The sequence below is a fragment of the Evansella sp. AB-rgal1 genome (genome assembly GCF_041820985.1).
GTDB lineage: Bacteria > Bacillota > Bacilli > Bacillales > Salisediminibacteriaceae > Evansella.
Genome location: NZ_JBGUAU010000046.1, coordinates 15,072 through 28,826 on the forward strand (window position 1 = coordinate 15,072; position 13,755 = coordinate 28,826).

Below are 13,755 nucleotides of genomic sequence, written 5' to 3' on the forward strand. Positions count from 1 at the left end.
TGAAGGGTAGGCAGATGCATGAAAAACAGAAAAAGAATTGTTGGCAAGCTGTTTCCATTCATCTTTTTCAGTGCAGTCTTTCTATTTATGCTTTTCTTCCGTCACGAGGTGGAGTTCACGAACGCCGACATGCGTGCCATCGCGGAAGTGACATACGAAGATGAATGGATCGCCAACGCCAACATCTCATCAGAATTGAAGGAGAAAGTGGAACATTTAGACGGACCTTTGCGAAGCAAGATTATACACCGCTTGATTGCTGGGGAAAACTTGAGTGTTGTGTACGTTCCATCTGTTACGATGGTGGAAACGTATGACATGAATGAGGATACGTTCCTAAATGGAATGCATCCGTCCTGGGCGTTCGAAGCGGTGGAAAATGTTTCTGAACAATACACTTATGATCTAGTGGATCTTTCTTTTATAAATCCTATGGAAGTAGCGCCGGTGTACCCGGATGGAGCGGAAGCAGAAGATATTTTGGACGAGGACGAGCCATCGAATAGGGTGGATTCTCGACATGTCGGGGATACACCGGGAGAGCAAGGGAGTACGGTGGAAGATTCGCTGAATACGGCGGATACAAGTCAGGTCGAGGGTACCCCAGATCAACCACTGAATCCGGACGATAATCAATACATCCGAGATACACCGGTTGAAGTGGAGCAAGCTGATCCGATCTATTTACAGGCGGCTCAGAATATTCGATCTCGTGATGCTGATGTGGTTTTGTTCGACATGACGACGATCGTGGAGCATTTTGAAGAAGAATATCCCACGTATCGGGAAGTTGCGTTGGTAACTAGGGAGTTTCTACAAACGTTATATCGCTCTCGGGATCGTTTTTATACAATCCTCTTGGTGGAGAATTCGGTGTACGAACGACTTGGCTACACGGAGCGAAGCGAAAATCTCGATGAGTATATTCAAAATTTGGTGGATCAAATGCAATATGTGGACGTCCACTACATGGACCAGGAACAGCAAGATTGGAATTTCTTCCGAGCACAAGAGATTAGTGAGTTGTTTTATTAACAAACCCGGATTCGGTTCTCGAACCGGGTTGTTTTACATAACTGTGGGGGTCTTTGTTAATATAGGGGTTCTGCGAATTATGTCGAATCAGGTCGTTCGCACATATATATGCGGAATTCGCACATATAATCATGGATTTCGCACATATAATGGCGAGATTCGCACATATAATGGCGCAACCCGCACATATAATCTCGGATTTCGCACATATAATCACGCAACCCGCACATAAATAAAAAACAAAAAGCAAATTAGCTCTAAAACCGTTTTTAAGTTGCGGGAATTCATATTAGTTGCGCAGATCTTTGTTAGAAGGTACATAAAACGTAAGGGAGTGTTGCTCAAATACTGTTAAGTGCACATATATATGCGGATTTCGCACATATAATCATGGATTTCGCACATATAATCACGCAAGCCGCACATATAATCTCGGAATCCGCACATATAATCGCTCAACCCGCACATATATTCCCCAAACCCGCACATATAATCGCACCAACCCCCGCACATAAATAAAAAACAAAAAGCAAATTAGCTCTAAAACCGCTTTGAAGTTGTTTGAAAATTAGGATAGTTGCACAGAACTGGAGTTGGGGGTACACAATTTAAGAACGTTTCGTTAACATTTCCGAGTTTTCGACAATGTTAGCGCTTTTTCTACTATTTTCTTGTTGAAGTGTAAGATTATTAATGATAAAAAAGGTAGTAGGAACATTGGGGGATAGATAGAAATGTAGGGGGATTTGCTTTTTGATAGCTCTAATTAGCGATTTATTTATCAATCTATGCGTGTTAATAGCACTTATTTTTATATTTTTACAATTAAGGCGGAAGGTAATCAAACAGAAACTGCCTAATCTCTTTACCACTACTATAGAGGGAGTAGCGGGGGGATTATTGGGATTTATCTTAATGGTTTTTTCCATACAAGTAACAAATGAGACCATCGTTGACTTACGTTTTGTACCTGTAATGCTTATTATCCTGTTCATAGGAGTAAAACCAGCCATTATTAGTGCCATTATTATCATCATTGGGAGGTTTTATCTTGGTGTAACTATCTCTTCCATCGCTGCATTAGTAATGATGATCTTATTACTTTTAGGATTTATACTAATTCATAAAGTACAGAAGCTAGATGAAAACTTATATAAGAAAAGTTCATACATGATTTTTTACTCAAATGTAGTTTTTACCATCATAATTTCATTCCTTGTAAGAGATGTTGTTATATTAAAGGATTTACTTATTTCATACTGGACTATTTCTATTATAGGCGGTCTAACAGCTGTTTTCTTCTTTGATTATATTCGGAAAACTCATGCCCTTCTATTGCAATATGAAAAAGAGTCAACAACAGATTTTCTTACTGGCTTAAACAATGTACGAACTTTTGATGCTACATGGAATTCCCTAATTCAGAATGCAGAAAAACACGAGAGATTTTCTTTACTCATCATAGATATTGACCACTTTAAAAAAGTGAATGATGAGTTCGGTCATCCAGTCGGCGATAAAATTTTAGTGGAGCTAGGAAAGATACTAAAGGTCAGCACTCGATCCCATGATCTTGTTTCTAGAAACGGAGGAGAAGAGTTTTCTGTTATCTTATTAGATTGCCCAAATCGTCGAGCCATTAAGATCGCAGAACGAATACGGAAAGCAGTAGAAGTACACGAATTTCCTGTATCTTCAGAAAAAAATATGAAAGTAACAGTTTCCATAGGCGTAGCCTCCTACCCTGAAACGATCTGCGACATGACTAAAATGATCAACCTCGCAGATGATTGCTTATACCGGGCCAAACGTTCAGGAAGAAACAAAGTATGTGCGGTGTAAGGGAATACATGTAATTTTTCTAAGAAAACCCCTCTTTTTTTCATAAAAAATAAAGGGGAGTGGAGTTAAACATGATTTACGGCGATGACCGCAAGCGCAATCGACGTTTTATCAATATGACTTGATTTCAATCATGATAAAATAAGCACATCAAAAATTAGTAAGGAAATAGGTATTACTCCGTATGTATTTGTTCTGGAGACAGATTTTCAATTCAGCGGAGATAGGGTATAATAAAATTAGAAACCACATACCATGAAAAAGACCGCTAGTGCTGGACACACTAACGGTCAGTAATAGCCTAGTTCCCTTCAAAGGGGATTGGCGCCAGGGAGAGATAAGCCACCCGTGAGCCGTTCAAACTCATTGGATAGGGGGCTTATCTTTTTTCAAGAAAAGACAATATAGCAACAATCAGTATCCCAAAACCTATCATCAGAGATAAGGCTTCGGCTGTTGTCAGCATAGGCAACACCTCCCTTCGTGGAAGATGTACCAACCCCCTATGAGTTCACTAAACTATTACTACAAATTATATCATTTTGATGAACATAAAAGCTTGAGAATAGAAGAAAAAATGAGAGGGATTTTGCCTCAAAAAGATATGTGCACATAAATTTGCTGTACTTGCACATATATTCCGCAAACCCGCACATAAATTCCGTGAACCCGCACATAAATCAAAAAGAAAAATACTTTCCGTAACCAAAGAAGCAGCGAGTGGTTACGTTCTCTGCTTCTTTCGGAAGGTCTTTTGGAAATAGGTTGAAACGAATTGGAGAATCTTTTGATGACGTTTGGAAAGACCTTGGTGGTTAAAGAATTTTTCTCTTATTTGTTCTTCTGCTTGTTGAGAAAATGCAGGTTGTTGCAAGGTTGTTCGTTGATGTGCTTCTCCGTTTGCGATCAAATAATTAAACGATACAAACATGCTTCTTTTTCGAAGAAGAAACTCCAAAACCAGGAAAAGTTTTTCTGGATGTCTGGTGAGATACTTAAAAGAATCTACAAAAAAAGGAACGCCTTGTTCAATGGATTTTAATTGAGAAGCTAAGATCGGGGAGATGGTTGCATCCATCCCACTTGTTACTTCCTTGCCAATTTCGGTGGACTCTTCTGCGTTTTCCAGTTCCTCTAACATGAGCTCTTCTTTCTCTACAGGAGGAAACTTTGTTTGCCGTTTTTTGGAGAAGGCAAGGTGATGCAAAGCGTTCCACGCCACAGGATAATTCTGCTTTAGTAATAGAAATTGGTTATTCTCTCTTACTAAGAGATGGTGAGAAGCGACACCGAGATCCATGTTTCGAAAATATTGGATCGCTTCTCCTGTGAAGAGGGGTATATGTTTGTCCTCAATCACGTCCTGAGGATAGCTTGCATACGTTTCTAGAAGGCTGTTTCGGATACATAATACCACCAAACAACGAATCTCTATGGGCGCGTAAGGTTTGTAGTACATCGCCTCTTCTGTTACAGGGAGAAATAATGTATCCCTTACTTCTTGTTCGTTCCATAAAGAGATCGCATCTACCAACCTAAGGTGTACATCATGTACAATTGTTTCTATGTCGGAGGTATCCTCAAGAAAAGGTGTTAACTGGGGTGTTAATATGTTTTGTATATACTCATCCACGCATGATATTGTGTCTTTCATTTTTTCACCTCTATGTTAGTGTCTTTTCGTAGTGTTTGGATTATACATGAAAAAAGAGGTATTACATTATGTTAAATGAGGGTATTTTTTGCGTCCAAAAAAAGTGTTGTGCACATATAATTTGCTGAAACCGCACATATAATTACGAAATCCGCACATATATTCCGTGAACCTGCACATATATTCACGCAACCCGCACATATATTCCACAAACCCGCACATATATCAAAAAGAAAAAAGCAAATTAGCTTTAAATCAATTTTAAGTTGCGTAGAATTTATAAATGTTACGTAGAACTCAACTGATATCCAATAAAAAAAGGATGGATCCCTAATTCTCCATCCTCAACTTGAATATTAATTCAACACAACAATCTTTCTCGCTGTTCCCTGGGCTGGGTAGGAATGAAGAACAGCTCCTGTGTGCCAAGCTTCCACAGACATGCCATCTTCAAACACATCGAAGTCCAACGCTTCTCCACCTTGATTCACAATTTCCGAATACTCATCAAAGCTAAACCAAATTTCGTTTTCTATTAAGATTCGTTCAAGCTCGTGATCGATTTTCACGATGGCACCAACGATATCAGGTTCTTCTCCGAGATCTTGAATCTCAATGGTGAGCATCTCCGGATCAATGAGCTCTTCGATTTCCTCCACTTTGTCCTGGGAAGAACTAGGGAGAGTAATGAATAACTTATTTTTCATCACATCAATCCAAGAGGAGTAAATATTCGCTTCCTTATACAAATTGTGTTCATTTAGAAGTTCTTGAGCACCCTCTAATTCCTCATGGGTAAACTGTACTCCTGCAAAATCAAGCTCATAAGCTACTTCCCAATGAGCCTCTATGAACTCTTTTATTTCATCCGTTCCATCAACCAAGTTAATCACAAGCCTATTACCATCCAAATAAAAATCTCCGTGTGCAATGTCATGTTTCGTTAAAAAGGGTCGTAAATCCTCTACGTCACGAATGGCATCAAAATCTGCATCTGCATCAGAAGCCCCACTATCAGGCGCCCGATCCCCTGAACGACCCGCATCTCCCGTAGGTTCGTCCATATCACCAGTACCACATCCTGCTAGGAAAACAAAAGTCACTAAACTAAACATAGCAATTTTCCAATATTTCATTTCATATCACCTCGTAATAAATTGTGTAAGTTAGTTGTGAAACGATAGAAAGCTAGGAAAAGTTTCACCTTTCTTTACAAAAAAATACCCTTACCTAAATGGTAAGAGCAGAACTTATGGAAGACTTGTTTCGTATGTAGTAAACTATTTTATCATCGTAAGACAGAAATATACACCATCCTACTTGCTTCATAAATATTGTTTTTATCTATAGGAAACTACCTCACTAAGGTGCAAAGGTTTACATAATCCAAAGCCTTGTCCAAAGGTAACTCCAAGATCTAATGCTATTTCTTTTTCTAACTCGTTTTCAATTCCTTCTACAATGATAGGAGTGTAAATGTCGTCTGCATAGTGAATGAGATGCTTCAATAATAGTTGCTTCTTTTTGGATATATGCAAGTCCCTCATTAAAAACTTATCTAGTTTGATGTATGCAACGTCCAAGTTCATCAGTGACTCTAGGTTTGAATAACCTTTTCCTACATCGTCAATAGCAATCTTGACATCGAGCTTATTCAGTTGTTCTATCTCATTTTGAAGTACCTGGTAATCAACAGTCAGCTGTGATTCAGACACTTCTAGTATAATTTCTTGACTTTTCAGTGTACCATCACTGATAATCTTTGTTAGAAAAGGAAGAAAGTTTTGATTAATAATTGTCGATGGGTAGACATTTAAAAACAAAATTCCATTTCTTTTCGTTTTGCCTGCTGATTTGTAGGCAACGATGGCTTTATGGATGGACCGCATATCCAATTCATAGAGCCTTTTCTCGTTCACTGCTTCCTGAAAAACATCCATTGGATTCTCATACATGTCTGTCCGCAATAGAGCCTCATAACCAAGAACTTTATTTTCCCTTAAGTGGTAGATAGGTTGGAAGCAGTGGGTGAATTGCTCTTGCTTTAAGAATTGATAAAACTTTGCATTCAAAACTTCGCACTCCTTATCTCGTGATGTAATAAAAAATGCACACCCAAAAAACAGGGCATGCATAGGCACTCTCCGGTTTTTCGGTAACTTGGCAGCCGTAGTTCTCACTTTAGGCCCATAGCTTTGCGTCCATATGTTTCCATATGTTTGCCGTTGTCGAAACCAAATATGAATAATTATTTATATTATAATTCAATAGTTACAAAAGTCCAATACTTTCGACAATTTTCGCCAAGTGTATAGGTGAACAAGGGGGAAAAGTACTATTTAGTTACCTGAAGTACAATTTGATAGAACATGTCTCTTCCTATTATTCTAGTAATAAGAGCATAATTATATGTAGTAGCGTGTGTTGATTGTTTGACTGAGTAAAAAAAGAGAGTGCTACCAATTAAAATGGTGACACTCATTTTTGGATTAGGTATGTTTACCTTCCATATAGGATGAAATTGTAGGAAACGAAGGATTTCGCTATCAATGACTTGACGATAAGCCACGTTTTTTCAAATATAATTTATGAATCGCCCTGTTGATCTACTTGTTCAAGAGCTTTTACAATATGATCTTTCAGAGGATCTGCAAGAGTTGATACATATAATGTACTTAAATGATATCTGTCGCGATAAACTAATACATTACCAATAACTGCGTGACACAATTCATCATCGCATAGGTAATCAGTTAAATCTGCGAAATACACATTGCTTGGCAAGCCTTCTGTATTTTCCCATGGTGGATTCTCTGATAAAACATTTTCCCTTGGAACAGCACAATCTTCCGCACCATTTACTTCTACACACTTTGGAATATCTTCCGGCATGGATGGATTGTCTCGGATCCCAAAGATAGTAGAAATTCCAACAAATTTTTCCCACATCTCGATGTATCCGTCAGGTATTGTGGCACCACTACTTACATTAGCTGTTGTAAAAATTAAATCTGGTGGGTTTTCTAATAAAGGTTCAACAACGTGTTCATTCCATTCAACACAAGAATCCCTTAGCAATCCATCAAAATCCTGAGTCGAGAATCTACAAGCATTCTTATTATATACATCAATCTGTAAGTTCAATTCCTCCGCAAATTCTTCTAATGCAGTAAACCAATGCCCAGTACGAGAGCCACCTACAAGACCGATAACAAAATCTGGATTGTTTGTTTCACCGTAAGAACATACTTTTACGCCTGGATCATCCATGCGAACAAAACAACCATCGTCATGATACGTAGGCATGGAACTGTTTGCATCAAGAGGTGTACCGATTGGTTGTACATCTTCTGCCGCAACTACATTTTTAAAAAGCACGTGAGCACCAGGGTAATCTTCAATGACAGCTTGTTGTCTAAATGCTTCTTCCACCTGTTCCAAATGTAAATCCCAATAGCTGTTTGCGGCTAAAACTGGAAGGAGAAATAGTAGTAAAACGAAAGCTATTTTCCTTTTTGATTGTTTTAATGACAATCCTCTAATCGGAGATTCCACTAATTTCGTCGATAGAATAGACAAGAGGAATGTAAGGCTAAGTATAGCCATCCCCCACAGTATGGTAACGGAATCTGTTCCGAAGTAGGCATAATAAAAGATTAAAAGTGGCCAATGCCATAAATAAAATCCATAAGAAATACTTCCGAAAAACATCAGAGGTTTTGAGCCCAAAAGTTTTTCGACCCCAAATTTAGTTCCGTTCTCTGACGCGATAATAATGAGTACAACACCAGATATCGGTAATAATGCTGCGTATCCTGGGAATACGTTTGACACAGGTAATAAAATACCTGTAAAAGCAATAATACTTAAGCCTGCCCAACCAATGATGGTACTTGCCATTTTGTTGAGAGATAAATAGGGAAGTAGTAATGCTAAAATTCCCCCTAAACTAAATTCCCACACACGAGCAAAGGTGTCAAAATAAGCCCAAGGTTGATTTTGAGAAGTAATAAAAATAGAATAGGTTAGCGATGTAATAAAAATAGTAATTAAAACGAATAATAGAGTTTTGCGAAGGGGCGTTTTAAACACTTTTTTTGCAAAAACAAACGCTATGAAAATGATAAGTGGCCAAGTTAAGTAAAATTGACCTTGAATAGACAATGCCCAAAAATGTTGTAATGGACTTGCTGCATTATTTTGAGCTAAGTAATCTACAGCGTTAGTAGCTAACAGCCAGTTTTGAAAATAAAAAGCTGATGCATAAATTTCCGACATAATTTGTTTCCACTGAACTTGTGGTAAAAGAAGAAAAGATAATATAGTAGAAAAAAGAAGAACAATAAGTGCAAGAGGGAGTAACCTTTTTCCTAAATTTAAAAGATATTCAGAAAGGTGAATTGTTCCATCTCTCTCCATTCTAGAAAGTAAAGACGTTGTTATTAAATATCCAGATACAATGAAAAACACGTCCACTCCACCAGAAACAGAGCCTAACCATATATGGTAGATTGCAACCAATAATGCAGCAACAGCCCGGACACCTTCTAACTCGGGGCGAAACTTCTTTTCAGATCTTCGTAAGTCACCTGTATTTACTAGAGTCATTTCCGTTCTCTCCATCTCATTGTGAATTCTATGAATAAAAAGGAAGCACGATGTCCATTTTAAACTAAGATACTACCTGCATCAACGAGTAATTCTCATTTACAGTTGGGGGGCATTATAAAGGTGGTGTATTTTTGGATACAGTACTCGATAACTCAACTCAAAACTATCAATAGGCATCTATATTGTTAAAACTTATAATCTTTATTTATCATTCGTGGTTTGGATAATTTCAAAAGATAGAGATAGAAATAAGATATTTTACGTTAAAATTCGTAAAAACTTTCAAACAAACCCATTTTGTACTATTAGTTTTCATAATATTGTAACAAATAATATAAAATGGAGTTTAGGTTCTTAAATCGCCTTCCATAAGCGGATGTTGATTAATACAGTCATGTTATTTTTGGTATATTAAGGAAGATATCGAGGGAGCTACAAGAAAAAGTCCGTATATCTAGTGATTCTGTAATGATATCTAACAAAATTATTACAATAATTTAACATATTGGAATGAATTAGGGATTTCAAATAAAAATTTGATGTGATACAATACGTCTATGGTTGTGGAAAGACGATGAAATGGGTAATTAGGAAGCTTTCTCGTTCTGTTTCCGCCAAAGTTTTTTTGTTAAGTCTGTTAGGGAACTGTTGGTATTTCAATAATAATGAGTGATCAATAGAAGACAGGTGTTTAAGCCTAAGCCCGCAAACTTGTTTCTGCACCTTTCTTCTAAAGAAACAGCATTAGAAAGAGATTCCTAGTATTCCGTAACAACTTACTCAAAACAGCTTCGGTTGTGACAATGGGGAAGTGGATTAATGTCACAATTACATCATAGACTTAGCATAAAAGATAAGTTTGGTATTATTCATTCATTAATATCAACTAGCTCGGTTCTTCTTTCATCTAACCTTTCTACAAATGGAATCTATTACCTTTATATAACGTTATAAAGGTAATAGGTACCACAATATGATATCGGATGAGTAAAATGAACGTTAATATAAATCTCTACATAAGGAAGAGTCCTAATTTATTAGGGCTCTTTTGTTTGCTGTTAATAATAATAGAAGTTTAGTAAGGCGTTGGCGTTATTTAAGAGAGTATGATTATTTTTACCGATAGAATCTATTGAAATTGTCTGTTATTAAAAAAACTACTAAATATAATACTTCGAAACTTTCCCCCATAGCGAATGACCAAATTTTATAAAAGTAAAATAAATAGGCATATTTCCAAAGAGCTAAGAATAAAATCATTTTTGTATGGTTATTATTTATTCGACAAAATAAAAGGAGGAATCTAGAAATTAATGCGAATAAAAAATATGAAAAATAACAATAAAAAGAGTTTATTAAGTATGTAAATACAAACAATTTCTTATTGAATCTAAAGAAAAAACATAATTTTTCAGTTTATTTTAATATTTTACTATGAAATTTTTGTTTGATATTGTAAAATAATAGACAGTATTTCCCTATAAGATTAGCATAATCTATTTTTTCTTATAAATATAGAGAAGTAATATAATTCCCAAAATTTGTTGACAAAACATTATGGGGAAATTATACTAATCTTGCGGGTAATATAAAAGGGCTTAGCTAGTTTGTGAGACTATCAACCTAACAATAGTAGGTTGTAACTATCATAGCTAGAGAGACTTAGTACAATTATGTACATAATAAAAGGAGGAAATAGTTACATGGCTTATCAACCAAAGTCTTATCGTAAGTTTTTAGCAACAGGTGTTGCGGTAGCTGTAGCAGCTACAACAGTAGCACCAGCTGCATTAGCAGCAGAACAAGTAAGTTTTACTGACACGGATAGTGTTAAAGAGTGGGCTGGAGACGCTATCGATTATTTAGTAGGAAAAGGTGCGATCAATGGTCGTGGGAATGGAATTTATGATCCTCAAACAGCGATCACTCGTGCTGAAGCTGCAAAAGTATTAGCTCTTTCTCTAGGTTTAAATGTAGATGAAGATGCAAAAACGGAATTAACTGATGCTACTAATCACTGGGCTTCTAGCTTTATTGCTGCAATCCAAGATCAGAAGCCAGGTGTAATCAATGGATTTACTGATGGAACTTTCCGTCCAGACCAAACAATTACACGTGAACAATTATCAAAAATGATTGTTGAAGCATATGGATTAACTAAAGATGAGACTGCAATTGTTTCATTCTCAGATGTTTCTGGTTGGGCTCAAGAATATGTTTACACACTTGCTAGTTTAGGTGTAGTTAACGGATATTCTAATGGAACTTTCCGTCCTGGAAATGATGTAACTCGTGCTGAAGCAGCAGTATTTGTTCACAGAACTGAAGTTGAAGAAGTGCGTTTAGAGGTTGAAACTTCTGAGCCTGTAGTAACTAGCGTTAGTGCGGTTAATGCAAAAGAACTACAAATTAAATTTAATCAACCAATTGATAAAGATTCTGTAATTGTTAATGCTGGTACTGATAATACTTTAAAAAGTGCGGTATCTGTTGTTGCTGCAAATAGCAATGCTGAAGCAATTACATCTTCAAACTTAAATGGAAGTTTAAGTTCGGATGGTAAAACTCTAACTATCACTAATATTAGTGCTAGTGAATACTTCAATGGTGACTACACAGTTACAGTTGATGGAGCGAAAGCTTTCAATGGAGTAACTGTTAAAGAATATATCGCTAGACTATCAGTAAACGATACTGTTGCTCCTACAGTAACAAATGTAGAGTATGATGCTGTTAGTGATCAAGTGAAAGTTACTTTATCTGAAGCAATAAAAGCAAATCCAACTGTTTTAAGAGTTAATGGTACACCTGTTAGTTTTACAAATGCAAATACTGCACCTGTAACTGAACTAACGTTTGCTAGACCAGCTTCTTCATCTACTGGATCTAGTGCATCAATCTATATTGCTGGCGCTGAAGATTTCAACGGGAATGTTTTAGCAGCTTTCAATGGTTCAGTTACATTCACTAGAGATGCTTCTGCTCTTGGGGTTAAATCATTTACACAGTATGATTCTAATACATTAAGAGTTGAATTTAACAAGAAGTTAGGTAGCAAAAGTGGATCAACTACTATAGCTGATTTAAATGCGACTTTAACTGTTTTAAAAGATGCTGCTCCGTTCACGGACTATAGTATAGAAGCTGCTCCTGGAGATACAACTGGAACTAAATTTGATATTAAATTTAATTCTAATACACTATACGGTACTGGAAATAACAAAGATTTAACATTATTATTAGCTAGTAATGGATTAGTAGATTTATTTGGTAACAATAACCCTGCTTCTACATCTACTTATAAAATGGTAAAAGATACTGTAGCTCCTACTGTTGCTGGTACATCAGTTTCTTCAGACAAAAAGACTATTACCGTTACTTTTAGTGAAGGTGTAACTCTTGAAGATGCTAACAAGTTTATCGTTCGACGCGATGGGATTGCTACTACTGGATTAACTTTTACAGAGGATGCAGATGATAATAAAAAAATTAACATTACAAAAAGTGACAATACTGCTTTTGTAGCTGGTAATTATTCAATTCGTATTGAAGCGTCTGCTGTTGCTGATCTAGTAGAACGTAATAAAAATACACTAGCTACTACAACTGCTACAGTGTCAGCAGGATCATCGACAACAACTGACTTAGTGGCTACTGTATCTAGTGTTGTAACTGAAGCAAACACATTTGAAGTTTCTTTTTCAGATAATGGTTCTCTAAAAGAAGTAACAACTGCAACTGCTTTAAATGCTTCAAATTATAGATTAGATGGTCAAGCACTTCCAGCTAACACAGATATATACTTTAAAGATGCTGATAAGCAAGTGGTAGTAATTGTATTACCAGCTAAATCAGTTAATATTGGTGAAGTAGGAACTGGTACAAATGCAATTCTATCAGTTTCTGGTGTTAGATCTGCTGATGGAAAAACTGTCGTTTCTACAAGTGGAACGGTAACAGTTGAAGATAACACACCTGCAACACTAACATCTGCTACAAAGAGTGGGAATTCTGTAATTGTTACATTCAGTGAAGCAATTAATCCTACTTCTTTAAATGCAACAGATTTCGAAATTACTACATCAACAGGTTCTACTGTAGCGACTACTGACTATACAGTAATTCCTGTTACAGGGAATACTAGTCAGGTTCAAATTAACTTCACTACAATTCCTTCTGGTGCAATTACAGTTAAAACTGCTCCTGCAGCGACATTAACTTTAACAGATAGCAATTTATTAAAAGTTGCGTCTGGTTCACAAGTAGTTGCTAATTAATATGGTATAAAAAACTTTGGTAGGTTATCCTACCAAAGTTTTTTTATAATAAGTCAATAAACTATACTCTAACTGACAGGGCTCTATACAGAAAACAGACAAACGGTGCTCTCCAATCTACTATTTTTGAAATGTTTTGTAATATACAGTGGATGAATAGAGTTGTCACATCACGAAATAAGTCATATGTGTAGATATTATTAGAAATTGAGTGGGCAAACAGGGACGGTTCTAATTTGCTAGTTTTAAAATTTTATAGATGGACATAGATGGACACGGGGGCAGGTTGAGACCACTGAAAAACGACTCCTAAAATATGTAAGTTAATAAAAAAAA

At 36.4% G+C, this 13,755-nt stretch carries 8 protein-coding genes and 1 riboswitch; of the genes, 3 read left to right on the top strand and 5 right to left on the bottom strand.

Annotated features, from left to right (window positions below; all coding sequences use genetic code 11):
* Positions 1 to 18 precede the first annotated feature (18 nt).
* Positions 19 to 1,035, top strand: a complete 1,017-nt coding sequence (locus ACERII_RS24245) for a hypothetical protein (RefSeq protein WP_483867437.1) — start codon at positions 19 to 21, stop codon at positions 1,033 to 1,035.
* A 753-nt stretch (positions 1,036 to 1,788) separates the two neighbouring features.
* On the top strand, positions 1,789 to 2,877 hold the full coding sequence (locus ACERII_RS24250) for a diguanylate cyclase (protein WP_373645551.1): 1,089 nt from the start codon (positions 1,789 to 1,791) through the stop codon (positions 2,875 to 2,877).
* A 379-nt stretch (positions 2,878 to 3,256) separates the two neighbouring features.
* Here the strand turns inward: ACERII_RS24250 and ACERII_RS24255 are convergent, their stop codons facing one another.
* From ACERII_RS24255 to ACERII_RS24275, 5 genes are all read right to left on the bottom strand, one after another.
* Entirely contained in the window at positions 3,257 to 3,343 is an 87-nt protein-coding gene (locus ACERII_RS24255) for a putative holin-like toxin (RefSeq protein ID WP_373645557.1), read from the bottom strand.
* Between the two features lie 258 nt (positions 3,344 to 3,601).
* The gene (locus tag ACERII_RS24260; RefSeq protein WP_373645552.1) at positions 3,602 to 4,531 is read right to left on the bottom strand and encodes a hypothetical protein; all 930 of its coding nucleotides are present in this window, start codon (positions 4,529 to 4,531) and stop codon (positions 3,602 to 3,604) included.
* 356 nt (positions 4,532 to 4,887) lie between these two features.
* Positions 4,888 to 5,667: a hypothetical protein gene (locus ACERII_RS24265; protein ID WP_373645553.1), complete on the bottom strand. Its 780-nt coding sequence runs from the start codon at positions 5,665 to 5,667 to the stop codon at positions 4,888 to 4,890.
* Between the two features lie 204 nt (positions 5,668 to 5,871).
* Complete coding sequence (locus ACERII_RS24270) at positions 5,872 to 6,603, bottom strand: EAL domain-containing protein (RefSeq protein WP_373645554.1); 732 nt, start codon at positions 6,601 to 6,603, stop codon at positions 5,872 to 5,874.
* Positions 6,604 to 6,682: 79 nt separating this feature from the next.
* Positions 6,683 to 6,765: riboswitch (cyclic di-GMP riboswitch) on the bottom strand.
* Positions 6,766 to 7,117: 352 nt separating this feature from the next.
* Positions 7,118 to 9,139 carry an acyltransferase family protein gene (locus ACERII_RS24275; protein WP_373645555.1) on the bottom strand — a complete coding sequence of 674 codons (2,022 nt, stop codon included), beginning with the start codon at positions 9,137 to 9,139 and terminating at the stop codon, positions 7,118 to 7,120.
* A gap of 1,706 nt (positions 9,140 to 10,845) precedes the next feature.
* Between ACERII_RS24275 and ACERII_RS24280 the strand changes: the two genes are divergently transcribed.
* Positions 10,846 to 13,419 (top strand): S-layer homology domain-containing protein, encoded by a 2,574-nt coding sequence (locus ACERII_RS24280; protein WP_373645556.1) that lies wholly within the window; start codon positions 10,846 to 10,848, stop codon positions 13,417 to 13,419.
* Positions 13,420 to 13,755: the final 336 nt, after the last annotated feature.

Bases quoted from the DNA above. Each gene is read 5' to 3' on its own strand.
- ACERII_RS24245 (WP_483867437.1), top strand. From the start codon at position 19: ATGAAAAACAGAAAAAGAATTGTTGGCAAGCTGTTTCCATTCATCTTT.
- ACERII_RS24255 (WP_373645557.1), bottom strand. From the start codon at position 3,343: ATGCTGACAACAGCCGAAGCCTTATCTCTGATGATAGGTTTTGGGATA.
- ACERII_RS24260 (WP_373645552.1), bottom strand. From the start codon at position 4,531: ATGAAAGACACAATATCATGCGTGGATGAGTATATACAAAACATATTA.
- ACERII_RS24265 (WP_373645553.1), bottom strand. From the start codon at position 5,667: ATGAAATATTGGAAAATTGCTATGTTTAGTTTAGTGACTTTTGTTTTC.
- ACERII_RS24275 (WP_373645555.1), bottom strand. From the start codon at position 9,139: ATGACTCTAGTAAATACAGGTGACTTACGAAGATCTGAAAAGAAGTTT.
- ACERII_RS24280 (WP_373645556.1), top strand. From the start codon at position 10,846: ATGGCTTATCAACCAAAGTCTTATCGTAAGTTTTTAGCAACAGGTGTT.